Source organism: Rothia sp. P5766, from assembly GCF_048513555.1.
Taxonomy (GTDB): Bacteria; Actinomycetota; Actinomycetes; order Actinomycetales; family Micrococcaceae; genus Rothia.
This window is the reverse complement of sequence record NZ_JBLXXS010000004.1, coordinates 110,155-135,009: the sequence shown is the minus strand read 5'-3', so window position 1 is coordinate 135,009 and position 24,855 is coordinate 110,155. Positions and strand designations below refer to the sequence as shown.

The 24,855-nt window shown below is 56.2% G+C and carries 23 protein-coding genes; 21 read left to right on the top strand and 2 right to left on the bottom strand.

Annotated features, from left to right (window positions below; translation table 11 throughout):
• Positions 1-11 precede the first annotated feature (11 nt).
• Together ACN08V_RS03390 and ACN08V_RS03385 are read right to left on the bottom strand one after the other, a co-directional pair.
• Entirely contained in the window at positions 12-818 is an 807-nt protein-coding gene (locus tag ACN08V_RS03390; RefSeq protein ID WP_419104539.1) for a type IV toxin-antitoxin system AbiEi family antitoxin, read from the bottom strand.
• Between the two features lie 153 nt (positions 819-971).
• Complete coding sequence (locus ACN08V_RS03385) at positions 972-2,261, bottom strand: DUF349 domain-containing protein (RefSeq protein ID WP_419104538.1); 1,290 nt, start codon at positions 2,259-2,261, stop codon at positions 972-974.
• A gap of 339 nt (positions 2,262-2,600) precedes the next feature.
• Between ACN08V_RS03385 and hisS the strand changes: the two genes are divergently transcribed.
• The 21 genes from hisS (at position 2,601) to carA (ending at position 24,851) form a co-directional block, all read left to right on the top strand.
• Positions 2,601-3,959 (top strand): histidine--tRNA ligase, encoded by a 1,359-nt coding sequence (gene hisS, locus ACN08V_RS03380; RefSeq protein ID WP_419104537.1) that lies wholly within the window; start codon positions 2,601-2,603, stop codon positions 3,957-3,959.
• A 145-nt stretch (positions 3,960-4,104) separates the two neighbouring features.
• Complete coding sequence (gene aspS, locus ACN08V_RS03375) at positions 4,105-5,877, top strand: aspartate--tRNA ligase (RefSeq protein WP_419099639.1); 1,773 nt, start codon at positions 4,105-4,107, stop codon at positions 5,875-5,877.
• A gap of 633 nt (positions 5,878-6,510) precedes the next feature.
• Positions 6,511-6,945 (top strand): D-aminoacyl-tRNA deacylase, encoded by a 435-nt coding sequence (dtd, locus tag ACN08V_RS03370; protein ID WP_419104536.1) that lies wholly within the window; start codon positions 6,511-6,513, stop codon positions 6,943-6,945.
• A gap of 9 nt (positions 6,946-6,954) precedes the next feature.
• Complete coding sequence (locus ACN08V_RS03365; RefSeq protein WP_419104535.1) at positions 6,955-8,373, top strand: replication-associated recombination protein A; 1,419 nt, start codon at positions 6,955-6,957, stop codon at positions 8,371-8,373.
• A 327-nt stretch (positions 8,374-8,700) separates the two neighbouring features.
• Complete coding sequence (gene rpsD, locus ACN08V_RS03360; RefSeq protein WP_419099642.1) at positions 8,701-9,333, top strand: 30S ribosomal protein S4; 633 nt, start codon at positions 8,701-8,703, stop codon at positions 9,331-9,333.
• A gap of 246 nt (positions 9,334-9,579) precedes the next feature.
• Positions 9,580-9,987, top strand: coding sequence for a DUF948 domain-containing protein (locus tag ACN08V_RS03355; RefSeq protein ID WP_419104534.1), 408 nt, complete (start codon positions 9,580-9,582; stop codon positions 9,985-9,987).
• Positions 9,984-10,433 (top strand): peptide chain release factor 4, encoded by a 450-nt coding sequence (locus ACN08V_RS03350; RefSeq protein WP_419104533.1) that lies wholly within the window; start codon positions 9,984-9,986, stop codon positions 10,431-10,433. Before ACN08V_RS03355 ends, ACN08V_RS03350 begins: the two co-directional genes overlap by 4 nt.
• Positions 10,434-10,469: 36 nt before the next feature.
• Positions 10,470-13,157, top strand: coding sequence for an alanine--tRNA ligase (alaS, locus tag ACN08V_RS03345; protein WP_419104532.1), 2,688 nt, complete (start codon positions 10,470-10,472; stop codon positions 13,155-13,157).
• Positions 13,158-13,185: 28 nt separating this feature from the next.
• Positions 13,186-13,704 carry a Holliday junction resolvase RuvX gene (gene ruvX, locus ACN08V_RS03340; protein ID WP_419104557.1) on the top strand — a complete coding sequence of 173 codons (519 nt, stop codon included), beginning with the start codon at positions 13,186-13,188 and terminating at the stop codon, positions 13,702-13,704.
• Complete coding sequence (mltG, locus tag ACN08V_RS03335; RefSeq protein WP_419099646.1) at positions 13,697-14,896, top strand: endolytic transglycosylase MltG; 1,200 nt, start codon at positions 13,697-13,699, stop codon at positions 14,894-14,896. The genes ruvX and mltG overlap by 8 nt, the downstream gene beginning before the upstream one ends.
• Positions 14,897-15,823, top strand: coding sequence for a shikimate dehydrogenase (locus ACN08V_RS03330; RefSeq protein WP_419104531.1), 927 nt, complete (start codon positions 14,897-14,899; stop codon positions 15,821-15,823). It abuts the gene before it with no gap.
• A gap of 94 nt (positions 15,824-15,917) precedes the next feature.
• Positions 15,918-17,132 carry a chorismate synthase gene (aroC, locus tag ACN08V_RS03325; protein ID WP_419104530.1) on the top strand — a complete coding sequence of 405 codons (1,215 nt, stop codon included), beginning with the start codon at positions 15,918-15,920 and terminating at the stop codon, positions 17,130-17,132.
• Positions 17,120-17,755 (top strand): shikimate kinase, encoded by a 636-nt coding sequence (locus ACN08V_RS03320; protein ID WP_419099649.1) that lies wholly within the window; start codon positions 17,120-17,122, stop codon positions 17,753-17,755. The genes aroC and ACN08V_RS03320 overlap by 13 nt, the downstream gene beginning before the upstream one ends.
• The gene (gene aroB / locus ACN08V_RS03315; RefSeq protein WP_419099650.1) at positions 17,752-18,846 is read left to right on the top strand and encodes a 3-dehydroquinate synthase; all 1,095 of its coding nucleotides are present in this window, start codon (positions 17,752-17,754) and stop codon (positions 18,844-18,846) included. Before ACN08V_RS03320 ends, aroB begins: the two co-directional genes overlap by 4 nt.
• A gap of 131 nt (positions 18,847-18,977) precedes the next feature.
• The gene (efp, locus tag ACN08V_RS03310; RefSeq protein WP_419099651.1) at positions 18,978-19,541 is read left to right on the top strand and encodes an elongation factor P; all 564 of its coding nucleotides are present in this window, start codon (positions 18,978-18,980) and stop codon (positions 19,539-19,541) included.
• Between the two features lie 5 nt (positions 19,542-19,546).
• Positions 19,547-19,957 (top strand): transcription antitermination factor NusB, encoded by a 411-nt coding sequence (gene nusB, locus ACN08V_RS03305; RefSeq protein ID WP_419104529.1) that lies wholly within the window; start codon positions 19,547-19,549, stop codon positions 19,955-19,957.
• A 197-nt stretch (positions 19,958-20,154) separates the two neighbouring features.
• Positions 20,155-20,760, top strand: a complete 606-nt coding sequence (pyrR, locus tag ACN08V_RS03300) for a bifunctional pyr operon transcriptional regulator/uracil phosphoribosyltransferase PyrR (RefSeq protein ID WP_419099653.1) — start codon at positions 20,155-20,157, stop codon at positions 20,758-20,760.
• Positions 20,757-21,740: an aspartate carbamoyltransferase catalytic subunit gene (locus ACN08V_RS03295; protein ID WP_419104528.1), complete on the top strand. Its 984-nt coding sequence runs from the start codon at positions 20,757-20,759 to the stop codon at positions 21,738-21,740. The genes pyrR and ACN08V_RS03295 overlap by 4 nt, the downstream gene beginning before the upstream one ends.
• A 23-nt stretch (positions 21,741-21,763) precedes the next feature.
• Positions 21,764-23,074, top strand: a complete 1,311-nt coding sequence (locus ACN08V_RS03290; protein ID WP_419099655.1) for a dihydroorotase — start codon at positions 21,764-21,766, stop codon at positions 23,072-23,074.
• 31 nt (positions 23,075-23,105) lie between these two features.
• Positions 23,106-23,648: a hypothetical protein gene (locus ACN08V_RS03285; RefSeq protein ID WP_419104527.1), complete on the top strand. Its 543-nt coding sequence runs from the start codon at positions 23,106-23,108 to the stop codon at positions 23,646-23,648.
• Between the two features lie 33 nt (positions 23,649-23,681).
• Positions 23,682-24,851: a glutamine-hydrolyzing carbamoyl-phosphate synthase small subunit gene (gene carA, locus ACN08V_RS03280; protein ID WP_419104526.1), complete on the top strand. Its 1,170-nt coding sequence runs from the start codon at positions 23,682-23,684 to the stop codon at positions 24,849-24,851.
• The last annotated feature ends 4 nt before the right edge of the window (positions 24,852-24,855 follow it).

Sequence of the window (24,855 nt, the reverse complement as noted above, 5' to 3'; positions counted from 1 at the left end):
GGCTGCCTGCTCTAGGTTTGCCAGCTGGACTTGCCTGCTACTCGGGGGTAAGAGCGATTAGGCTCATCCTGCCTGCTTGTACCTCCCTTGAGGCACTGCTGGGCCAGGTGTTGGGCTCTTAGATAGCTACTGCGGCGCAGGTTTGGCTTGTCGGCCAAGGCCTTAAGGAAAAGCTGAGGGCTTACGGTGTTCTGCGGGTCCCGAAGAATAGCCCTTACCGCGTCCAGGTGCTCTACTTGGTCGTGGTAGCTGACCAGGTCTACCGCTGTGCGCAGTGGGCTAGTAACACGGATAGGCCCGATCGTTATGCAGTCATAGGGGATGACGGTGGTCTGGTGGGCAGCAAAACGGGCTCGGTAGGCCCGGGGCAGATTGCACCGGTTATCTCTGCTGTAGTCGATGTCTATGCGCCCTGACGGAAACTGGGGTGTGTACCCTAGCACCCAGGCCGCACTTAACCGTGAAAAACGGATTCGGTACAGGTAGTCTGCTGGTGCCACGGCGGCCAGGCTTTCAGCCCGGAGCGCCCGAGTGACCGGTTGGTCAGGGCTAACCCAGATATCATGATGCAGGTTGATGAGGCCTTGTTCTTGCCGATATTTCTGCCATTCCGGTGTACTTAGCCCGAGTCTTCCGGCAGTAATCAGGTAGCCGCTCTCGTCCACCGAGATCTTTGTGCTGGGTAGGCCAGGGCTAGAGCCCCGTGTGGGTAAAAACTCAGCACTGTGCGCTAAACAGTCAATCGCCGATTGGGGGCGGTTCTTACCCGGAGCCACTGGGAGGGGCAGTTCATCAAGAATGTTGAGCCGATGTGTCATGGCACAGTTTTATCAGCTGGGAGCTGGCCCCAACAGGGGTCTACATAATTATGTGGATAAAACAGGCAAAATCCACAGAAAAGTCCCCGTCTACAGGTGGGTAGACGGGGACCTCACGTCACATGATGCAAGGTAAAACAACCTATGCGCTTTTTAGGCACCGAACTCAGCAGATGAAGCCCTCAGAGTTTCTAGCCACTGCTTGCGAGCATCCAAAGCGGCCTGCGCCTTTTTAATATTCTGGGTGTTACCGGTTGCTTCAGCCTTGGCCAGGTCGGCTTCAAGGCCGGCAATGGTATCTTCGAGCTGGGTCAGCATGGAGTTGGCACGGGCCTGCTTCTCGGGGTCAGTCTTCTGCCACTTAGCGTTCTCAGCACGGTGAATTTCGTCCTGGATCTTACGCAGTTCCTGCTCAACACGGCGAACCGAGTTGCGGGGGACACGGCCAATCTGCTCCCAGCGGTCAAGAATTCCTTGGAGGGCTTTCTTGGCAGAAGGCAGGTCGGTGACAGGAAGAATGGTGCCTGCCTCTTCCAGCAATGCTTCCTTGGCCTGCAGGTTAGCTTCAAACTCCTTATCAAGCTCAGCGTTAACCGCTGTGCGTGCATCGAAGAAGATATCCTGAGCCGCACGGAAACGGGCCCAGAGAGCATCATCTTCCTTGCGGGTACCGCGGGGAGCTGCCTTCCACTGGTCCATGAGGTCACGGTACTTAGCAGCAGTAGCGGCCCAGTCGGTGGAGGTTGAAAGTGCCTCAGCTTGAGCGATGAGAGCTTCCTTAACCCGCTTGGCCTTGGCATTGACCTCATCGAGCTGGGAGAAGTGGGCGCGGCGGCGACGGTCAAAGGTGGTGCGGGCGGCGCGGAAACGCTTCCACAGCTCATCTTCAACGCTTTTTGCCAGGTGGTGTTCACGCTGGGTCTGCTTCCAGGCATCGAACAACTCGTTCATACGGGCGTGGGAGTTCTTCCAGTGAATCTTGGAATCGTCCTGGTCAGCGATAGCTTCGGCTTCTGACACGATAGCTTCACGGGCAGCTAGAGCGGCTTCGCGGGCTTCAGCGGCTTCTACTTTTTCGGCTTCTTCGCGCTCATTAATTCTGCCAACGAGAAGGACAAGGCGTTCCTGCAGGGCGGCGTAGTCACCTACCATGTTGCGGGCAGCAACCTGCTGGCCCAGGTGGGCAGCAGCCTTCTGCAAATCAGCGGCCTTAGCTTTGCGCTCAACGCGGTCTTCAAGCAGAGCAACCTGTGCTTCAAAGTTTTCAAATTTGCGAGCAAAGTAGGCGAGTGCCTCGTCGGCTGAAGCGCCGGGTACCTGGCCAACAGCAAATTCTTCGCCATCTACGATGACGAAAACGTGACCGTCTTCATCTACGCGGCCAAACTGGCGGGCCTTTTCAAGGTCAACAGGGAGGTTAGTGTCGTCGGATTGTGTAGTCACCGCTATAACTCTTTTCGCGTCAATAGTGTGGGCTCAGCGCCCGTCAGGTAATGAAAAGCGCACCAAAGCCGGGGCGAATCGATAGGGCCGGTTGTCGCGCAGGTAAACCTGCCAAAGACAATAATCTATCGGGCACAGCTGGTGCATAGACAAGCATAGCGTGTTTAAGCGGGTTTGTGGTGATGCCTGACCCCTGACCTTGCTTCTGATCACCATTAGGCACGAGCTAGCGGTGATCCACTCTGTGATTAGCTGTCCGGCGGTAGCGGCAGTTATTATGGAATGGATTGTGCTTTTATGAGCACCTAAAGAACTAATGTACCGATATGAGGGGAGCGCATGGCTCGCAAACAATCACTTTCTGGATTCCCGGAGCACCTACCCGAGGAACGTCTAGTAGAGAACTATGTTCTCGATACCCTACGCGAGACTTTTGAGCTTCACGGTTTTTCGTCGATTGAGACCCGCTCTGTAGAGACTATCGAACAGCTCCTGCGCAAGGGAGATATCGATAAGGAGGTCTATGCCGTTTCACGTCTCTTAGACGATGAGGACCAGACCCGCTCCGGCACAAAAGAAAAGCTTGCCCTACACTTCGACCTGACCGTTCCCTTTGCTCGCTACGTGGTGGAGAACGCTGGTTACCTGAACTTCCCCTTTATGCGCTACCAGATTCAGAAAGTCTGGCGTGGTGAGCGCCCCCAGGAGGGCCGCGCGCGTGAGTTCACTCAAGCCGACGTCGACGTTGTGGGCGATGGTGCTCTACCTTTCCGCTATGACGTTGAGCTGGCTCTCGTCATTGTTGATGCGCTTTCTAAGCTCCCTATCCCAGAGTTCAAACTACGGGTCAACAACCGTAAGCTCTCCGAGGGGTTCTACCGTGGAATCGGCCTGACCGATACAGCTGGTGTTCTGCGCAATATCGACAAGCTCGAAAAGATTGGTGCCGAGGCTGTTGCCCAGCTCCTGAAAGACGAGTTGGGAGCTAGCCATGAGCAGGCCCAGGCCGCCCTCGCTCTGGCCTCTATCCGCGCCGAAGATACCGGCTTTGTGGAGCAGGTCCGTGCTCTGGGTGTAACCGATCCTCTCATGGAGGAAGGCCTTGCTGAGCTCACAGAGGTCATTGGCGAAGCGGCAAAGCGTGCCCCCGGTCGTGTTGTCGCTGACCTCTCTATTGCGCGCGGTTTGGACTACTACACCGGTACCGTCTACGAAACCGTGCTGGTAGGCCACGAACAGCTCGGATCCATCTGCTCCGGCGGGCGCTACGAGTCCTTAGCTTCAAACGGTAAGAAGACCTACCCCGGTGTGGGCCTGTCAATCGGTGTAACCCGCCTGGTTGCCCGCATTCTTTCACAGGGGTTCGCTGCCCCTAGCCGCAAGGTACCTTCGGCTGTGCTTATTGCCCTGACCAACGATCAGATGTGGTCAGATGCCCAGGACCTTGCAGATGCTCTCCGCGGACGCGGAATTGCCTGCGAGGTTTCAGCTACCGCCGCCAAATTCGGTAAGCAGATCAAATACGCTCAAAAGCGGGGAATCCCCTTTGTTTGGTTCACCTCACAGGGTGAGAACGGCCAGCTCAAGCACGAGGTCAAAGACATCCGCTCCGGTGAGCAGGTAACCGCTGATCCCGCTCTGTGGACTCCCTCCCAAGAGGATCTGCGGGTGCGCATTCTGCCCTCAGGCCAAGAGTAAAACCCGGGTCGGCTGTCTCTGCCACCGGCTCCCCTTAACCAGGGGAGCACCCCTAAGTCACATCAAGCTACCGGTGCCCACCGCACCAAAAAACGGTAAAATCGGTTTCAAACCGGCCTTACCGTGCCCCATCGAAAGGAAATCAGTGCTACGCACTCACACCCTTGGCGAACTGACCGCTAAGAACATCGGAGAAACCGTTACCCTCACAGGTTGGGTGGCCCGCCGCCGCGACCACGGCGGGGTAGCTTTCGTTGACCTGCGCGACCGCGAGGGCCTTACCCAGGTGGTCTTCCACAACGAAGCTGACTTTGAACACCTGCGCAACGAATACGTCCTGCAGGTTATGGGAGAGGTTACCCGCCGCCCCGAGGGCAACGAGAACCCCAACCTGACCAGCGGTGAAATCGAGGTCATGGTCAAGGAAACCAAGGTTCTGAACACCTCAGCGCCTTTGCCTTTCCAGATTGATGAGCATGTTGAGGTCGGTGAAGAAGCCCGCCTCAAGTACCGCTACCTTGACCTGCGCCGCCCCGAGCCTGCCCGCCTGATGCGGCTGCGCTCTGAGGCTAACCGTGCCGCTCGCGAAGTTTTGCAGGAGCAGAAGTTCACCGAGGTCGAGACCCCCACCCTGACCCGTTCAACCCCCGAAGGTGCCCGCGATTTCCTGGTTCCTGCTCGCCTTGCACCCGGCTCCTGGTATGCCCTGCCCCAGTCACCCCAGCTCTTCAAACAGCTCCTACAGGTCGGTGGTATCGAGAAGTACTACCAGCTTGCTCGTTGCTACCGCGACGAAGACTTCCGTGCTGACCGCCAGCCCGAGTTCACTCAGCTGGATATCGAGGCCTCCTTCGTTGACCAGGAAGACATCATCGACCTGGGTGAGCGCATCGTAGAAGCTGTCTGGAACCTAATTGACGTTAAGGTGCCCCGCCCTATCGAGCGCATCACCTACAAAGACGCTATGGAGAAGTACGGTTCAGATAAGCCCGACCTGCGTTTTGGCCTTGAACTGACCGAACTGACCGACTACTTCAAGGACACCACTTTCCGCGTCTTCAAGGCACCCTATGTTGGTGCTGTTGTCATGCCTGGTGGCGCCTCCCAGGCACGCCGTACCCTCGATGCCTGGCAGGAATGGGCTAAGCAGCGCGGCGCCAAGGGCCTGGCCTACGTCCTGATTCAGGAAGACGGCGAACTGACCGGCCCCGTTGCCAAGAACATCACCGAGGCTGAGCGTGCAGGCCTGGCCGAAGCTACCGGTGCCAAGCCCGGTGACTGTATCTTCTTTGCTGCTGGTGAAGCCAAGGCTTCCCGCGCCCTGCTGGGTGCCGCCCGTGTAGAAATCGGCCACCGTACCGGCCTGATTAAGGACGGCGACTGGTCTTTCGTCTGGGTTGTTGACGCACCCCTGTTTGAGTCAGCAGCGGATGCAACCGCTTCCGGTGACGTTGCCCTGGGCAACTCAGCATGGACCGCTGTGCACCACGCTTTTACCTCCCCTAAGCCTGAGTTCATCGATACCTTCGACGAGAACCCCGGTGATGCTCTGGCCTACGCCTACGACATCGTCTGCAACGGCAACGAAATTGGTGGTGGTTCAATCCGCATCCACCAGCGTGACGTGCAGGAACGTGTCTTCAAGGTCATGGGTATCTCCGAAGAAGAGGCCCAGGAGAAGTTTGGCTTCCTACTCGAGGCTTTCAGCTTTGGGGCACCCCCTATGGGCGGTATCGCTTTTGGCTGGGACCGTGTTCTCCAGTTGATTGGTGGCACCGACTCAATCCGCGACGTTATCGCCTTCCCCAAGACCGGTGGCGGCTACGACCCCCTGACTGCGGCTCCCGCTCCCATCACTGCCCAGCAGCGCAAGGAAGCCGGCGTTGACTTCAAGCCCAAGAAAGACGACGAGAAGTAGTCTTAGCCAAAAACTCACGAACGGCCCTTGTACCTGGATAAGTATAAGGGCCGGTTCTCTTTAAAGATTTAGGTTTGGCCTGTATTTTGCTGGCTGTTAGGGTGAGGCCTATAAACCGTTCCATGCTGCTTGCTGTCTGTGCTCTCCTTGTAGCACTCGTAGTCTGCTTTTTGCTCTTAAGCTTGCCGCCTGGAGGAGGCATCGGAGAGTCTTGGTCGTTCTTGAAGCCTACGAAGAGGAACTAACCTCAGAGCACAGAGAACTAGATGCTGAGGACCGAGAACCAAGCTCAGCAGCATTAGAACCTTCAGAGCAGAACAACCCGCCAATAGTTGGCGAAAGATTGCCAACCATGGATAATAGGGACAAAGAGAGGGGAAGCTGATGACAACTATCCAGGCTCTTGTTGCACCTTAGCCCAACAGGAAGATATCAAGCGGCGGAAAGTCCATAATGACCGGGTGCTTAAAATTATTAAAGAAATCGAAGCTAACCTTAAAGAAACCAGTTCTTCACCCAAAAACGCTTTTGGGATAAATAGATTTTTTATTGGGGAGCTGAGGGCAAGTAATTCTGGCCAGGTTAGCTAAAACAAGATAGGTGTGCGGGCCACTAAATCTACAAGGAGAAACCATGCGCGTAGTCCTCCAAAGGGTGAGCTCCGCATCAGTTACTGTCGAGGAGCAGACAGTAGGCGCTATCCGTCAGACTGGCCTGCTAGCCCTTGTAGGTATAACGCACAGTGACGGCCCGGGGCAGGTTCAAAAACTTGCAGAAAAAACGGCCAATCTGCGCCTGCTGGAGGGCCAACAATCGGTGCTCGATGTCGGCGCACCGGTACTCGCAGTCAGCCAATTTACTCTCTACGGCGATGCTAAGAAGGGCCGCCGCCCCTCCTGGTCGCAGGCCGCCCCACGCCCTGTGAGCCAGCCGCTATTTCATGCCTATGTCCAGGCGCTCCGCGATATGGGGCTGACCGTAGAAACCGGAACATTCGGTGCTCAGATGCAGGTCGAGCTGACCAATGACGGGCCGGTGACCCTTATTCTCGATAGCGACCACCTTTAAGACAGCACCATGGATCCATCACTCTTTTACCTTGACGATACGCAGGACAACGGCGATGACCGGTCGGTTAAACGCACCCGTGAACGTGCCCCGCTGGCTGTTCGTATGCGACCGCGAACTCTTGACGAGGTCGTGGGCCAGAAACACCTATTGAAGCCTGGCTCGCCTCTGCGGCTCCTTGCGGGTGAGCAGGGTGGCCCCGCTGGCCCGTCCTCTCTCATTCTGTGGGGACCACCCGGGACAGGCAAAACAACACTTGCTAACGTAATTGCTGGTAGCGCTGGTCGAAAGTTTGTTGAGCTTTCGGCTATTACAGCAGGGGTTAAAGACGTCCGTTCGGTCATGGAGCAGGCGCTCGAAGACCGTGATTTTCGGGGGCTGACCACGGTACTCTTCCTGGATGAGATTCACCGCTTTAGCAAGGCCCAGCAGGATGCGCTGCTACCCGGTGTAGAAAACCGCTGGGTAGTTCTGGTGGCGGCAACAACCGAAAACCCATCATTTTCGGTGATCGCACCGCTTCTTTCCCGCTCTATTCTGCTCACCCTCCAAGGGCTGACAGACCACGACATTGCCCAACTTCTCAGTCGCGCCCTGACTGATCCGCGCGGCTTTGCCGGGGCTGTTTCCCTCCAAGAAGAAGCCGCCAACCACCTGGTGAAGCTAGCCGCCGGTGATGCTCGCAGAGCGCTCACCGCACTTGAGGCCGCAGCAGCTGTTGCTTTTGGGCAAGCCCATGCTGAGGAGCAGAACTACTCGGTCAATCAACCCCTGCCTATTACCCTGGAGCATGCCCAAGAAGCCCTCAACCAGTCGCTGGTACGCTACGACAAAAACGGTGACCAGCACTATGACGTCACCAGTGCCTTTATCAAGTCCATCCGAGGCTCCGATGTTGATGCTGCCCTTCACTACCTTGCCCGCATGATTGATGCTGGGGAGGACCCGCGATTTATCGCCCGCCGCCTCATTGTCCACGCCAGCGAAGATATCGGCATGGCCGACCCCACCGCCTTAACCAGTGCCGTCAATGCTGCCCAGGCAGTCCAACTGGTGGGCTTGCCCGAAGCCCGTATTAACCTAGCGCAGGCAACAATCCATCTTGCCACAGCTCCCAAATCAAACGCAGTCTACCGGGCTATTGACGATGCCCTGGCCGATATCCGTTCCGGCAAAGCCGGACTTGTCCCTCTGCACCTACGCGATGGCCATTACCAGGGAGCTGCCGCGCTGGGGCACGGTAAAGGCTATATCTACCCACACGACCAGAAAAATGCTGTAGCCCGCCAGCAATACTCACCGGATACACTCCTTGGGGCGGTCTACTACCGGCCAACTGTTTTCGGGAATGAACAAGCCATGGGCGACCGGCTCAAAAGGCTCAAAGCCTTACGGACACCGCTACCCCGTAACAGTGCCAGAGACTGAGTTGCCCGATAGAGATCTGCCGATAGCCATCGGTAAGCCCGGAAGCTATCTGTGTCAAAGAGCACTGCTTCATCTGCCGCAGGGGGCTGACAAGCTGCCGTAGCCAGCGGTAGGCTAATACATTGGCTGGCAGACTATCCAAAACGCAGTAAGGTGCCGCTTATACGGTAGCCACTGATCACCGGATAGCTCGTAGTGATTAGAGTGCGGCTGCTCTACACTCTCCACCGCCCAAACCGTGGGCGGGTACTTGGAGGCCAGACCACCAGAACAATGGTGGAGTGCCCCACGCAGGGTTCCGCCAACCGCTAATGAAAAGGAAAAGCTGTGGCAAACCACAACCGTACCCGCCGTACCGTGCGCCAGTCCCGTGCCCTCGGCATTGCACTGACCCCCAAGGCAGAAAAGTACCTCGAGCGTCGTCCTTACGGCCCCGGCCAGCACGGCCGTAGCCGCAAGAAGGCTGACTCAAACTACGCTGTCCAGCTTCGTGAGAAGCAGCGTCTTCGCGCACAGTACAACATCCGTGAAGCTCAGATGCGTCGCGCCTACCTCGAAGCCAAGCGCATCGAAGGTCAGACCGGTAAGAACATGGTCGAGATTCTCGAAACCCGCCTGGACGCTCTCGTCCTGCGCTCAGGTTTCGCTCGCACCATCGCTCAGGCACGTCAGCTCGTTGTCCACCGCCACATCATGGTAGATGGCATCCGCGTTGACCGCCCCTCCTTCCGCGTCAAGCCCGGCCAGCTCATCCACGTTCACCCCAAGAGCGAGAAGATGGCACCTTTCCAGGTTGCAGCCACCGGCGCACACCAGGACGTTCTGCCCGACACTCCTGCTTACCTGAACGTTGAGATTGAGAAGCTCCACGCAAAGCTTGAGCGCGCCCCCAAGCGTGAAGAAATTCCCGTCACCTGCGAAGAGCAGCTGGTTGTTGAATACTACTCACGCCTGGCCTAAACCGCCTAGCTTGAACCGGCCCGCTTACCTGGCGCTATCTGGCGCTGGTGAGGCGGGCCGGCCTCATTTAATAACTAGACCGGAGTAGACCCATAGGCTCTTGATCTATCCCTCTGACAAGGTGTGATGCTCCCGACCGGCGAAACAGGGTAACTAAAATAGGTCAAGTCTTACTCTGTAAAGTAAGATTGTTACCAAATCGTGTTCTTTGACGCCGGCCCCTAGCCGGCAGAAAGCAGGTAATCCGTGAGTGGAGCCGACATTGCAGGCCTTATTGCCGCAGGCGTATTCGCCATCCTGGTTGCCCTGCTTGCTGTTCCTATCATTAAGCTCGGTAAGGTGTTTGACGAACTAACACGCACCATTCGCTCACTGAACGATGAGACAACCCCGCTGATTGGGGAAGTAACCAAAACCGTTGCCAGTACCAATGCACAGATTGAAAAAGTCGATGGTATTACCAGCAATGTTTCCGATGCCTCAGCCAATGTCTCGGCACTGTCATCATTGGTCACCTCAACGGTCGGACAGCCCCTCATTAAGGTCGCTGCTTTCTCCCACGGCGTCCGTAAAGCATTCAAGGGCGATGAAAACGCTCCTCAGGGCCGCCACCGTGCACCAGATAGCCCATCAGCAGGTGAGGACCTCTCATGAGTTTCCTCAAGAACCTTGTTCTGATTGCCGGGGGAGTAGCTACTGGCTACTTTGCCTCACGGGCTACTACAACCTCCCCAACAGGGAGCGAGGTAGAACTTAAGCAGTCGGCTCACTTGCAAAAGGCTCTCTCCGAAGGTAGCACTATGGCCCAGTTCTTTGATTCCAAGTACGGCGCACCCTTTAAGCACACGGCGCTCAAGGCGCTTAACTTTGCGGCCTCAGTCAAAGCCGGTATGAATGAAAAAGAAGCCGAGCTCAAAGAACGCTTTGACCGCCAGGCTCAGGATCCCCGACCAGGCTCATTGGATAACTGGCACACCGGAGATCAGGACAGGAAGCGCGGCGAGATTATTGATTCAGAGGCACTCCCAGAGCTTGAAACCGAAGATAGGCTCCGCCGCGATGCCGCTCTGGGCAAAGATTTTTTCGAGTCAACGAACTAAAAAGTTTTAACATACACAAGAAGGAAGATAGCCTCGATGCTCTCACAGGAAATCTCAAAGCGCTGGATCGACTTTTTCGAAAAGCGCGGGCATACCGTAGTACCGTCTGCGTCGCTGGTATCCCATGAACCCGGTGCCATGTTCACTATTGCTGGCATGGTGCCCTTTATCCCTTACTTTCTGGGCCGTGAAGCCGCTCCCTACTCACGCGCGGTAAGCGTCCAGAAATGCATCCGCACCCTGGATATCGACGAGGTCGGCAAGACCGCCCGCCACGGTACCTTCTTCCAGATGGCCGGCAACTTCTCCTTCGGCGACTACTTCAAAAAAGAAGTTATCCCCTGGGCCTACGAGCTGCTGACTTCGTCCCCTGAAGACGGGGGCTACGGCCTTGACCCTGAACGCCTGTGGGTTACTGTCTATGAGGGCGACGATGAAGCTTACGACATTTGGGTAAACGATGTTAAGTTCCCCGCTGAACGTATCCAGAAGATGGGTATGGCCGAGAACTACTGGTCAACCGGCCAGCCCGGCCCGGCAGGCCCCGACTCAGAGATTTTCTACGATCGTGGACCCGAGTACGGTAAAGATGGTGGGCCCGCGGCCGATGATGACCGCTACATCGAAATCTGGAACCTGGTCTTCATGCAGTACCAGCGTGGTGAAGGCACCGGCAAGGACAGCTTCGAGATTCTCGGTGACCTCCCCAAGAAGAACATTGACACCGGTTTGGGTGTTGAGCGTCTTGCAATGCTCCTGCAGGGTGCAGAAAACTTCTACGAGACTGACCAGGTTCGCCCTGTTCTCGATGCCGCTTCAAAGCTCTCAGGTAAGAAGTACCACGGTTCAGAGAACGCCCAGGATGAAGGCTACGACGATGACGTGCGTATGCGTGTTGTAGCAGACCATATTCGTTCTTCGCTCATGCTGATTGCAGACGGGGTTACCCCCTCCAACGAGGGTCGCGGCTACATCTTGCGTCGCCTGATGCGCCGCGCTATTCGCGCTATGCGTCTGCTGGGCGTTACTGAGCCCTGCCTACCCGTCCTCTTCCCCGCTTCACGCGATGCAATGGCCGGTGCTTACCCCTACGTCGCTGATGATTTCGAACGCATCTCTCGTATTGCCTACGCCGAAGAGCGTGCCTTCTTGAAAACCATCGAAAGCGGTACTGAGCGTCTGGAAGGTGCCGTTAAGGCTGCTCAGGCTGCGGGGCAGAACCTTGTTTCCGGTGCCGAGGCTTTTGCCCTGCACGATACTTACGGTTTCCCCATTGACCTGACTCTGGAGATGGCAGCGGAAGCCGGCCTGACCGTTGATGAAAAAGAGTTCCGTGCCCTGATGGAAGAACAGCGTCACCGTGCACAGGCCGATGCTAAGGCTAAGAAGGGTGGCATGGCCGATCTTTCTGTTTTCCGTGAGCTCGCTGATGAACGCGGCTCGGTCTTCACCGGCTACGATCAGCTCCGCACCGAGACTACCTTGCGCGCTCTACTGGTAGACGGCGTGAGCGTTCCTGCCGCTTCTGCTGGCCAGAAGGTTGAAGTTGTCCTTGACGAGACCCCCTTCTACGCTGAGGCCGGTGGCCAGGCTGCCGATACCGGTGTCATTACCGGTAACGGGTTCGTCATTGATGTTTCGGACGTTCAACAGCCCGTTAAGGGTCTTTCTGTCCATCGTGCTGTGGTTCGTGAGGGCGAAGCGGTGAGCGGTTCAGCTGTTGTGGCTCAGGTCGATGTTCAGCGCCGCCAGGATGGCGAGAAAGCCCACTCCGGTACCCATATCATCCACGCTGCACTGCACCAGGTTCTGGGCAAAGAGGCAACCCAGCGGGGCTCTTTCAACAAGGAAGGCTACCTGCGCTTTGACTTCGCCTGGGGCGAGGGGCTTTCTGATGCCGCTAAGCAAGAAGTTGAAGAAGTCGCTAACATTGCGATTCGCGATAACTTTGAAACTGTGACCCGCCAGATGCCTCTCGATGAAGCTAAGAAGCTGGGTGCTATGAGCCTCTTCGGTGAGAAGTACGGCGAGACTGTTCGTGTTGTCGAGATGGGCGGGGACTTCTCCCGCGAGCTCTGCGGGGGTACTCACGTTACTTCAACCGCCCAGATTGGTTCGCTGACCCTGCTGACTGAGCAGTCTGTAGGCTCGGGTAACCGCCGTGTTGAGGCGCTGGTTGGTCTTGACTCCTTCAATCACCTTGCAACCGAGCGTACCCTGGTTAACCAGCTCACAGGTCTGCTCAAGGTTCAGTCTTCGGCGGATCTGCCCGATAAGATTACCCAGACTCTGGCCAAGCTTAAGGAAGCTGAAAAGGAGCTCGCTAAGCTCCGCAAGGAAAAGCTCCAGGCCGAGGCAGGCCGCTTAACCGAATCCGCCGAGATGGTGGGGACTGTTCGTACTCTGCTCCACAATGCCGGTGAGCTCGATGCCGGTGCCGTTCGTGAGCTGGCTCTTGACCTACGTTCACGTCTGGGCGAAGATGCCGCAACTGTTGTTGTTGCCGGTGTAAACAACGGCCGTCCGGTGATCCTTGTAGCTACCAACCAGGCTGCTCGCGATGCCGGTGTTAAGGCCGGTGCGCTAGTTCGTACCGCTACTTCCGTTCTGGGTGGTGGTGGCGGTGGCAAGGACGACCTTGCCCAGGGCGGTGGCCAGGACGCCACCAAGATTGATGAGGCATTCGCATCAATCCGTCAAGCTATTTCGCAGCTGGGGGCCTAAACCGGTGACATTCACAAGAGGCCGCCGCATGGGAGTCGATGTGGGTAATGCCCGCGTCGGCTTGGCCCTGTGCGACCCCGATGGCATACTCGCAACCCCGCTCAAAACCCTACGTCGCGATCTGAAGAAGAACTCAGACAGACGTGTGCTTCGTAAACTCATCGAGGTCAATGAAGTCACGGAGGTTTTTGTGGGACTACCTAAAACGATGAGCGGGGGAGAGAGCTCCTCCACAGTCATGGCTCGTGAGTACGCCGAGGCCCTTGTGAATGAGCTGGCCGCTGAGTCACAGCAAGTACCTGTGTGGTTGGTGGATGAACGGCTCACTACTGTAAGCGCACACCGTTCTCTTCATGAGGCTGGTGTCTCCAGCAAAGAATTCAAAACAATGGTCGATCAGGTGGCCGCAGTCAACATTTTGCAACATGCGGTCGATACCCTTAAGGTGGGTCAGCATTTACCTGGTTATCAGGTGGAGCTGACAGAACCCTCCACCTTATCTGCCCCAAGCACCTTCAACCATGAAACGGAGAACCCGAATGTCTGAAAACTCGAGTTCTAGCCGCCCTCCGCGTCGACGCACCCTGCGGACCCGGAACCAGCAAACTGATCTTGAGGGCCTGCTTGGTGGTGCCGTTGTTGCTGATCAAGAAGAATTCAGCAGCGATGAGCGTGAACGCGCGAAACGTCGAAGCCGTAATTTCGTGATTTCAGCCGGTCTTGTCTTTGCCGTTGCGCTTGTTCTGGTTATCTCGATTATCAGCCCGCAGATGGGATGGTTCCAGCGTAAAGATTTTGCTGGAAGCGGTAACGGTACTGAAGTGACCTTCACGATTCCCGAAGGTGCCTCGGTCATTGGCATCGCTAATTCCCTTGAAGAACAAGGAGTTATTGCTAACGCCGATCGTTTTCTTCAGGTCTATTCCGATAAGGCTTCCGACCAGTTCTTCCAGCCAGGGGACTACACCCTGCAAAAGGAAATGAGTAGTTCTGCCGCTCTCGATGAGTTGCTTCGCGTTGATGAAGCCAATACCAACTATGTTGCAATTGCGCGGACCTGGCGCATGGATGAAACACTCGATGCTCTTGCTAAAGGCACGGGTATCAGTCAGCAAGATTTTAAGAACCTGGCTGAAAAACCCACCAGCTTTGGTATCCCGTCTAAGTTCCCTACAATCGAAGGTTTCTTGTACCCGGGTGAATACCGTTTCCCCAAGGAAGCATCTGCTCAAGAAATCCTACAGATTATGGTTGACAACACCTTGAACCAGCTTAAAGAGGACGGGGTGAGCGGTGACGACCGGATCTTCCATGTCATCACGGTAGCTTCGATTCTGGAGTTTGAGGGCCGCGAAAAGGACTACTTGCCGATTGCAGGTGCAATTGAAAATCGACTGAACAACCCCGATGGCGAAACAAACGGTTACCTGCAGTCGGATGCTACGGTAGCCTACGGGCTGGGCATTAAGAGTTATCACATCTCCGATGCCCAGAAACAGGACTCCAGTAATAAGTACAACACCTTCTACTACCAGGGTTTGCCTCTCGGTCCTATTGGTTCACCGGGTGCTGCGGCCATCAAGGCGGCAGCTAACCCCGAGAAGAATGACTATTACTTCTGGGTCACAGTGGACCTGAGCACCGGTGAGACGCTGTTTGCTAAGACCTACAGCCAGCACCTTAAGAACGTAGAAGTCTATAACAAGTACTGTTCTGCTCACCCGGATGAGTGCCAGTAGATGAGTGACAGCTTGACCTCGTGCCCCAAGGCTTTTGTCTTGGGGCACCCCATTAGGCACAGTAAGTCGCCAGCGCTGCACCAGGCCGCCTACCGGGTTCTGGGGGAGCAGATCGTTTATGAGTGTCTCGATACAGTAGAGGACCAACTAGCCTCTGTATTCGAGTGTTTTGGCCCCCACAGCTCAACCTGCGGTTTTTCGGTCACTATGCCCCTTAAATCCGCTGTTATCGCCTACCTGGATGAACTGACCCCATTCGCTCGTGCGGTAGGGGTGGTCAACACTGTTTACTGGAGAGAGATAGAGGGCCTGTGGCGGTCTTTTGGTCACAACACCGATGTCTCTGGAATTGTGAATGCCCTGAGACAGGAAGGTTTGTTGGGTCTACCTGCCCGTGCCGCTGTTTTGGGCGGAGGCGGTACCGCAACCGCAGCATTGGCGGCCCTACGTTTTATGGGCTCTACCGGGGTAGATGTCTTTGTGCGGGACCCACGTCGCGCAGAGGGAGCCCAGCAGGCCGCGCAGCGGTTGGGTATGGACCTAACTTTTATCCCGCTTGCTGAGTTCTGGTCTAGGCTCGAGGAGTATGAGCTGACAATCAGTACGCTACCTGCGGGGGCAGCCGACAAGGTGGTCGAAACAGGGCCCCGCGCACACCGAGCGGGCTACCTTCTTGACGTGTCCTATGACCCCTGGCCGTCCAAGCTAGCCTTGGCTTACCAAGAATCTGGCGGGAGGGTAACCAGCGGCCTTGAAATGCTCATGTACCAGGCAGTGGACCAGGTCAGGCTCTTCACGGGCCGGTCGCTTGAAGATTATCTACCTTACGAGCAGCAGGTCCTGGAAGCTATGCGAAAGGCTGTGGACCTACCGCTGACGGGGTACCTACCCCAGCAGGTCAGTGATCCGAGCGCACTGGGCATGTAGGTTAGCCCGAATGGTGGTGCAAGAGTTGCTATCACCGGGCTTTTTTGGAAATCTTAGACAGTAGACCCACAGGTAATGATAAAGAAGGTTAGAGATGTTGCGTTGGCTAACAGCCGGTGAATCACACGGCCAAGCATTGGTCGGAATTATCGAAGGTGTCCCTGCCGGTCTTGAGCTGACCAGCCAGATGGTGCGCGACGCTCTGGCCCGTCGCAGGCTCGGTTACGGTCGTGGCGCACGAATGAAGTTTGAGGAAGATGCTGTGCGTATCCTGGGCGGTGTTCGCCACGGCAAGACCCAGGGCGGACCCGTAGCGCTTGAGATAGCCAATACCGAGTGGCCTAAGTGGGTCGATGTCATGTCTTCTGACCCGGTAGACCCCGCACTGCTTGAAGGCCGTGCTCGCAACGCGGCTCTGACCCGCCCCCGCCCCGGCCACGCAGATTTTGCCGGTATGCAAAAGTATGGCTTCGATGAGGCTCGCCCGGTGCTTGAACGCGCTAGTGCCCGCGAGACCGCAACCCGCGTTGCCCTTGGCGTAGTTGCCTCTCAGATTTTGAAGGCTCTTGATGTTGAGCTAGTCAGTCACACTACAGCGATAGCTGGGGTAGAGGCCCCCGCAGATGCTGCTCGCCCCACCCCGCGCGATGTGCAGGCCTTGGACGCTGATCCGCTTCGCTGTTTCGATGCCGCAACCTCTGAGGCTATGGTGGCATGTATTGATAAGGCCCACAAAGATGGTGAGACCCTGGGCGGGGTTGTTGAGGTACTGGCCTACGGCTTGCCCCCTGGACTGGGTTCTTACGTGCACTGGGACCGTCGTCTGGATGCACGTCTAGCCGCAGCTCTGATGGGGATTCAGGCTATCAAGGGTGTTGAAGTCGGTGACGGTTTTGAAACTGCCCGCAGGCCTGGCACTGAGGCGCACGATGAAATCCTTCCGGGTGATGCAGGAGTCCAGCGTGCTTCTAACAAGGCCGGCGGTATTGAAGGCGGCATGACCATTGGCGACCTCTTGCGCGTTCGTGCGGCTATGAAACCAATTGCAACCGTGCCCAAGGCTCTGGCGACTATTGATACCTCAACCGGCCAAGTAGCAAAGGCGCACCATCAGCGTTCTGACGTGTGTGCTGTTCCCGCCGCAGGCGTGGTTGCCGAAGCTATGGTAGCGCTGGTGCTTGCCGATGCCGCTCTCGAGAAGTTTGGGGGCGATAACATTGCCGAGACCAGGCGCAACCTGGATGCCTACCTGACGGCTATTCCTAAGTCGCTGGCTTGGGAATCTAAGGTAGCAGGGTGGAGCAAGTAACCATGCCCTCCCGGTCCCGTACCCACGCGATCGATATGACTGAGGTTCTGGCTCCTAACCAGGTACGAGAGGTTCAAGAAACCTATATCGAAAAGTCCCGCCCCGTTGTCTTGATTGGCCCCATGGCTGCTGGTAAATCCTATATTGGCACCCACTTGTCTCGCTTTTACGGTTACGAGTTCCTTGATTCAGACCATCTGATTGTCGAGAAGTACGGAAAGATTTCACAGATTTTCGGAGACTACGGCGAAACTGAATTCCGTAAAATTGAAGCCGCTGTCATTGAAGAAGTCCTGTCTTCCCCTGCCCGACGAAACACTATTTTTTCTCTGGGCGGGGGAGCACCTATGACTGACGCCGTCGCTGAGATTCTAAAGAATCAGACTGTGGTGTATATCAAGGTCGATGCAGAAACTGTGGCACCGCGTATCCAAAACAGCAAGACCAGGCCCCTCTTGCAACCTAATCCTGTGGAAAAATGGTCGGAAATTTTCGAGTCGCGGAGGGAACGCTATGAGTCTCTAGCCAGTTATACGCTCGATGCCAGAGGCGGCAGAAGTATCACCGCTATGACCGCCGAGATACAGAACTTCATCATCACAACCCGAAAAGGTGGAGCATGACTACAAGAGAGACAACCGTCATTCCGGTAACAGGTTCACAGCCGAGCGAAAACTATCGGGTGCTGGTTGGCCATGATCTGCTCGGACAAATCCCCGAGATTCTAGGACAACGTACGCGGCGGATTTTGGTGATTCACCCCAGAGCACTCCGCTCGACCGGTGAGCTTGTCATGGATCAGATGCGTAGAGCCGGCTTTGAAGCTTTTTCGGCTGAAATTCCCGATGCTGAAGAGGGCAAACACATTCAGGTTGCGGCTTTCTGCTGGCAGGTATTGGGGCAGAACGACTTTACCCGCAGCGACGCGGTGATTGCAGTCGGTGGTGGGGCGGTCACGGACCTGGCTGGCTTTGTTGCAGCCACCTGGTTGCGTGGAGTACGCGTTATCCACATCCCAACAACTCTACTGGGCATGGTGGATGCTGCCGTCGGGGGGAAAACCGGCATTAACACTGCCGAGGGAAAAAACCTGGTGGGTGCTTTCCACCCGCCGGCAGCTGTGCTCTGCGAGCTGGGTGTCTTACGAACTTTGCCGGAGCATGAGCTATTGACCGGTATGGCGGAGGTCGTCAAGTGTGGTTTTATTGCCGACCCGGTTATTCTCGATCTGATTGAGCAGAACCCCTCCAAGGTCCGTGATTCTCAGTCCCATGTGGTACGTGAACTTATTGAGCGGTCAATTAGGGTCAAGGCCGAGATTGTCTCTGAAGACCTGAAAGAAAGTGGCCGCCGTGAGTTCCTCAACTACGGGCACACTCTGGGCCACGCCATTGAACATGCTGAACGCTACCAGTGGCGTCACGGTGCTGCGGTAGCAGTTGGCATGGTCTTTGCTGCTGAGCTGTCACTGGCTGCCGGCTACTTGGACGAGGCAACGGTGGAGCGTACACGCGCGATCTGTCAGTCTCTCAATCTGCCGATCACTTACCCGGCCGATCGCTGGACAAAGCTACTAGAAACTATGCGCCGAGATAAAAAGGCTCGCGGTAGTCTTCTGCGGTTTGTGGTGCTTGAAGGGCTGGCTAGGCCCCGTATCTACGAAGTTCCCGATGACTCAATTCTCTTCATGACCTACCAAGAGGTCGCGGCATAGCCGCTATAGCAGAAGCCCAGACGGTGTGAAACTCACCAAGTAATCGCACAATCACCCGGGGGAAGCGGTAGACTGGTCTACGGTTTAACCCGCAACGCTTATTGAAAAATTATTTATTAGAGGAGAGTCTGTTGGCTACTACCGCAGATATCAAGAACGGTGTCGTTCTGAAAATTGATGGCAATCTCTGGTCCGTTATCGAGTTCCAGCACGTAAAGCCCGGCAAGGGTGGTGCCTTCGTCCGTACCAAGCTACGCAACGTCACCAGCGGCAAGGTAGTTGATAAGACTTTCAACGCAGGTGCCAAGGTTGAGACTGCAACCGTTGACCGTTCAGACTACCAGTACCTTTACCAGGACGGCACTGACTATGTCTTCATGGACCTCAAGACCTACGATCAGATCAATGTTTCTGAGATTACCGTGGGCGATGCCGCTAAGTTCATGCTGGAAAACCAGACAGCTACTATTGCCATGTACGAGGGTTCACCTCTGTACATTGAACTGCCCGCATCTGTAGTCCTCGAAATTACCTACACCGAGCCCGGCCTGCAGGGTGACCGTTCAACCGGTGGCACCAAGCCTGCAACCGTTGAAACCGGCGCTGAGATTCAGGTTCCTCTCTTCCTTGAGACCGGTACAAAGGTCAAGGTTGACACCCGTACTGGTGAATACCTGGGTCGCGTCAACGACTAAGTACCGTGAATTCAAGAACCAAAGCTAGACTTCGTGCCCTCGAAGTCCTGTTTGAAGCTGACCAGCGTGGCGATGACATCCTTGATGTTCTTACCCGTCGACGTATGCATACCTCAGCACAGATTTCCCTGTACTCCGAGCAGGTGGTTCGCGGTGTCCGTGACCACGCCGAAGAAATTCGGGAGTACATTGAAACCTATTCGCAGGACTGGACTATGGACCGCATGCCCAGTGTTGACCGTGTTGCCCTGCAACTTGGTGCCTGGGAGCTTCTCTACAATGATGAGATTCCCGATGCGGTAGCTATCTCAGAGGCCACCGGCCTGGTAAGGCTCCTCTCAACCGATGACTCACCCAAATTTGTCAACGGTTTGTTGGATCGTTTGCGCCAGGTTAAGCCGACCCTTCTGGTATAGTTCCTACTTTTTATCCCCACCCGCTCATTGAGCAGGTGGGGATTTTGCCTTCGGGCCTTGGGACTGCACAGCGATAAGGTGCGTCCAGTACGTAATATTTTTGTGGCCCTCATACCACCGGGTAACCTGACATGGTAAATTGAAGTGCGACAGCAACCTTTAAGTCCGTCCTGTGAGGCGGGGAAGGAGGCCGGCACATGATGGATACCACCGGTGTATCTTCAGACCCAGAACACCAGAGAGTGATTCTGGAGCAAGCCGACATAGAGCGTGCGCTCACGCGCATTGCACACGAAATTTTGGAAGCCAACAAGGGCAGTGAAAATCTGGTTCTGCTGGGTATTCCACGCCGAGGATATCCTCTTGCCGAAAGGATCGCCGCTAAGATAGCGCAGACTGATTCCGGCTTTAATCCAGCCCTTTCGCTCGGCCAACTCGATATCACCATGTACCGTGATGATCTCAGGTCTATGCCCGGGCGAACCCCACAGCCAACGCGCCTACCGGCTGCCGGGATTGACGGCAAGAATGTAGTATTGGTCGACGATGTCCTCTACTCAGGGCGGACCATTCGGTCCGCTCTCGATGCCCTCAAAGATTATGGTCGCCCAGCGGTAGTTCGGTTAGCCGTTCTCGTGGATCGGGGCCACAGGCAACTACCTATCCGGGCTGACCATGTGGGAAAGAACCTGCCCACCAGCTCCGGCGAATCCGTCAAAGTCCTCTTGGAGAGCATAGACGCTATCAGCGACCGAGTAGTGATTATTCAGAAGGCATCAACCAAACAGGGGGCTGGTGCATGAAACACCTACTGGATACCCAAGACCTGAGCCTGCTAGAAGCTCTCGATATTCTCGACACCGCCGATTACATGGGTGAAATCGGCCAGCGCGAGGTCAAAAAACTGCCCGTCCTTCAAGGCAGAACCGTTGTTAATCTTTTCTTCGAGGACTCCACCCGCACCCGCCTCTCATTTGAGGCAGCAGAGAAGCGGCTCTCTGCAGATATCATCAATTTTTCCGCCAAAGGGTCTTCTGTTTCCAAGGGCGAATCTCTTAAAGACACTGCTCAGACCTTAGCGGCTATCAAGGCTGATGCAGTTGTTATCCGGCACAGTGCCTCCGGGGCACCCCAGCGTTTAGCCCAAGCCGGTTGGATTGATGTGCCTGTTCTCAACGCCGGTGATGGAACCCACGCCCACCCTACTCAGGCTCTGCTCGATGCTATGACTCTCCGGCAGTTCAAGGCCCGTGTTGAGGGGTGCGAGACCCGAGGACTCACCCTTGAGGGCATGCGGATCGCCATTGTGGGAGATATCCTGCACTCCCGTGTAGCCCGCTCCAACCTCTGGCTACTTCACACCTTAGGTGCAACCGTTAAGTTTGTTGCACCACCGACCCTGCTACCGGTGGAAATCGGACATTGGCCAGCAGAAGTTTACTACGACCTTGACGATGCGATTGAGTCAGGCCTTGATGCCATCATGATGTTGCGCATCCAAAAAGAGCGTATGAACGACGCTTTCTTCCCCTCCAGCCAAGAATATTCCCGCCGCTGGGGGCTTACCCCTGAACGCTTTATCAGGCTTGATAGCGCTAGCCATGAAACCGCAATTCTGCACCCCGGCCCCATGAACCGAGGTCTAGAGATTTGTGCCCAAGCAGCTGATTCACCCCGCTCCTGGGTGCTTCGCCAAGTCACTAACGGCGTATCGGTCCGTATGGCTGTGCTCTATCTACTCATGACCGGTGGCTCATCCGCTGACTTCTACTCGGGTTCCTAACCCCGCAAGGAAAAGAGAACACTATGACCTCTCATCTTTATCTCATCAAGGGAGCATCACTGCTCGGTGAAAAGACCGCCGACATTCTCATTCGCGGCGGGAAGATTGCTGAAGTGGGGGAGAACCTTCAAGCCGCTGAAGCTCAAATCATTGAGGCTAAGGGGCTCATCGCTCTGCCCGGCCTGGTCGATTTACACACCCACCTTCGTGAACCCGGCCAAGAGGACGCAGAAACCGTAGAAACCGGCAGCCGTGCGGCAGCTCTGGGTGGTTACACCTCAGTCTTTGCAATGGCTAACTCTAAGCCTGTAGCCGATACCGCTGGTGTTGTCGAGCAGGTCTATGAGCTGGGCCGCGAATCGGGTTGGGTTCACGTTCAACCTATCGGTGCCGTCACCGTAGGCCTGGCAGGAGAGCGGCTCTCAGAAATTGGTGCTATGGCAGATTCACGTGCTCAGGTACGCGTCTTCTCGGATGATGGCATGTGCGTATGGGACCCGGCCTTGATGCGCCGCGCCCTGGAATACGTCAAGACTTTCAACGGTGTCATTGCCCAGCACGCCCAGGAGCCGCGCCTGACCCAAGGCGCCCAGATGAACGAGGGCAAGGTATCAGCTGAGCTAGGCTTGGCTGGCTGGCCCGCGGTAGCTGAGGAATCTATCATTGCCCGCGATGTACTACTTGCAGATCACGTTGGTTCGCGTCTGCATATCTGCCATCTCTCCACCAAGGGCTCGGTAGAAATCATCCGCTGGGCCAAAGAACGGGGAATTAACGTCACCGCAGAGGCAACCCCCCACCATCTACTGCTAACCGATGAGCTGGTGAGAACCTACGACCCCGTCTATAAGGTCAACCCACCCTTACGGACCGAAGAGGACGTTCTGGCCCTGCGCCAGGCAGTTGCCGATGGGATTATTGACATCATCGGTACTGACCATGCCCCGCACCCGGCAGAAAGCAAGGACTGTGAGTGGGCATGTGCAGCTAACGGGATGACCGGGCTTGAACAGGCTCTCTCCATCGTGCAGAAAACCCTGGTCGACACCGGGTATATCAGGTGGGCTGATGTCGCCCGAATCATGAGCACCAAGCCTGCTGAAATTGGTCTAGCCAACCAGCAGGGACGCCCCCTAGAAGCCGGAGAACCAGCAAACCTAGTTCTGGTTGACCCCGCAGCGACCCGCCTGATTGACCCGCAGGCTCAGGCAACCAAGGGTAAAAACAACCCCTACCGCGGTCTCGAAGTCCCCGGCATGGTTGTTGCCACTTTCTACAGCGGCCACCCCACCGTGCTTGATGGCAAACTCAATTCCCCCGTTCCCGCTGCCTAATTTGGGCACCAACCACAGATTAGAGAAGACCGTGCAGGAAAAGCTCATCCCCACCCTCATTCTGGCCCTCCTCTGCCTCCTTATTTTCTGGGCAATGCGGGCAGGCTGGAAAAGTCGTCAAAAGCGGCAGGTACAGGTGGGGGAGTTGCCCCCCGTACCAGCCCACTATGACGATGCCGAATCCGTCCTGGCCGTCCCCGGTGTTTACATTGCCACCACGATCATGGGGGACTGGCTCGATAGAATCGCTACCCAAACCCTGGGAGTCAAGGCAGCAGGAACTTTCTTTGTCTTTGACGATGCACTGATTATTGCACGTGATGGTGCCGAAGATATCTGGATTCCCGCGACCGACATTATTGCCGTGAGAACAGAGTCAGGTATGAGCGGCAAGTTCGTTGAAAAGGACGGCCTGGTCATGGTGTCCTGGTCCTTGAACGGAAACGCAGTCGATACCGGCTTCCGCACTCAGTTTGCCATCGATAAGCAATCTTTGCTCTCCGCTATCCGGGCTATCGCGCCGCAGGCATCCACAACCCTGCCCGATTGGCCTGTCTCAACTCTTAGCCGCTAACTGCGGCCTAACCGACCAAGATCAAGAGGAAGTGTGAATTTGTCTCAGCAAGCCAGTACCCCCCAAACCGCCGTCCTCGTCCTTGAAGACGGCACCGTCTACCGTGGTGAAAGCTACGGAGCTATAGGTTATACTCTGGGCGAGGCGGTTTTCTCTACCGGCATGACCGGCTACCAGGAAACCCTCACCGACCCCTCCTACGCAGGGCAGATCGTTATCCAGACCGCCCCCCACATCGGTAATACGGGTGTCAACAGGCAAGACGCTGAATCTCGACGTATCTGGGTTGCCGGCTACGCGGTTCGTGATGCGGCTCGTCGCCCTTCCAACTGGCGTTCCGAGCGTTCTCTGGATGAAGAACTGATTGAGCAGGGCATCGTGGGTATTCAGGGCATCGACACCCGCGCTCTGACCCGTCACCTGCGCAGCGCCGGTGCCATGCGGGCCGGTATCTTTACCGGTAGCCATGCAGAACAGCCTGTTTCTGAACTGCTTGAAAAGGTCAAAGAAGCCGCGCCCATGAAGGGGCAGAAGCTGGCAGATCGCGTCTCCGTTGAGGCCGCCTACACTGTTGAACCGGCTGACTGGGGCTGGGACGGCCCTGTGCGGGCCACTCTGCTTGCTCTTGACCTTGGGATTAAGGCCATGACTCCTCAGCGCTTCGCAGAGCGCGGTGTGCGTGTTCATGTCCTTCCTGCATCCGCAACACTTGAAGAAATCAAGGGCTTGAGACCTGACGGTGTCTTTTTCTCCAACGGCCCAGGTGATCCCTCGACAGCCGACCAGCAGGTTGAACTGCTCCAGGACATCCTGCGAACCGGCACTCCCTTCTTCGGAATCTGCTTCGGCAACCAGTTGCTGGGCCGTGCCCTGGGCTTTGGCACCTACAAGCTACCTTTTGGCCACCGTGGCATTAACCAGCCCGTGCTTGACCGCACCACGGGCAAGGTAGAGATTACTGCCCAGAACCACGGTTTCGCTGTTGATGCACCGCTTGATGGCCCTGTGACCGCCCCCAACTCAGAGTTTGGTCGTGTAGAGGTCTCTCATATCGGCCTCAACGATCAGGTCGTAGAAGGTCTGCGTTGCCTCGACATCCCGGCCTTCTCGGTTCAATACCACCCAGAAGCCGCGGCTGGCCCGCACGATTCGGCCTACCTTTTTGACCGTTTCATTGATCTCATGCTCGAAAAGAAGAACTAAGGAA

Bases quoted from the DNA above. Each gene is read 5' to 3' on its own strand.
- aroB (WP_419099650.1), top strand. From the start codon at position 17,752: ATGACTACAAGAGAGACAACCGTCATTCCGGTAACAGGTTCACAGCCG.
- mltG (WP_419099646.1), top strand. From the start codon at position 13,697: ATGTCTGAAAACTCGAGTTCTAGCCGCCCTCCGCGTCGACGCACCCTG.
- ACN08V_RS03365 (WP_419104535.1), top strand. From the start codon at position 6,955: ATGGATCCATCACTCTTTTACCTTGACGATACGCAGGACAACGGCGAT.
- dtd (WP_419104536.1), top strand. From the start codon at position 6,511: ATGCGCGTAGTCCTCCAAAGGGTGAGCTCCGCATCAGTTACTGTCGAG.
- pyrR (WP_419099653.1), top strand. From the start codon at position 20,155: ATGATGGATACCACCGGTGTATCTTCAGACCCAGAACACCAGAGAGTG.
- ACN08V_RS03330 (WP_419104531.1), top strand. From the start codon at position 14,897: ATGAGTGACAGCTTGACCTCGTGCCCCAAGGCTTTTGTCTTGGGGCAC.
- ACN08V_RS03290 (WP_419099655.1), top strand. From the start codon at position 21,764: ATGACCTCTCATCTTTATCTCATCAAGGGAGCATCACTGCTCGGTGAA.
- ACN08V_RS03350 (WP_419104533.1), top strand. From the start codon at position 9,984: ATGAGTTTCCTCAAGAACCTTGTTCTGATTGCCGGGGGAGTAGCTACT.
- ACN08V_RS03295 (WP_419104528.1), top strand. From the start codon at position 20,757: ATGAAACACCTACTGGATACCCAAGACCTGAGCCTGCTAGAAGCTCTC.
- alaS (WP_419104532.1), top strand. From the start codon at position 10,470: ATGCTCTCACAGGAAATCTCAAAGCGCTGGATCGACTTTTTCGAAAAG.
- ruvX (WP_419104557.1), top strand. From the start codon at position 13,186: ATGGGAGTCGATGTGGGTAATGCCCGCGTCGGCTTGGCCCTGTGCGAC.
- ACN08V_RS03390 (WP_419104539.1), bottom strand. From the start codon at position 818: ATGACACATCGGCTCAACATTCTTGATGAACTGCCCCTCCCAGTGGCT.
- hisS (WP_419104537.1), top strand. From the start codon at position 2,601: ATGGCTCGCAAACAATCACTTTCTGGATTCCCGGAGCACCTACCCGAG.
- aroC (WP_419104530.1), top strand. From the start codon at position 15,918: ATGTTGCGTTGGCTAACAGCCGGTGAATCACACGGCCAAGCATTGGTC.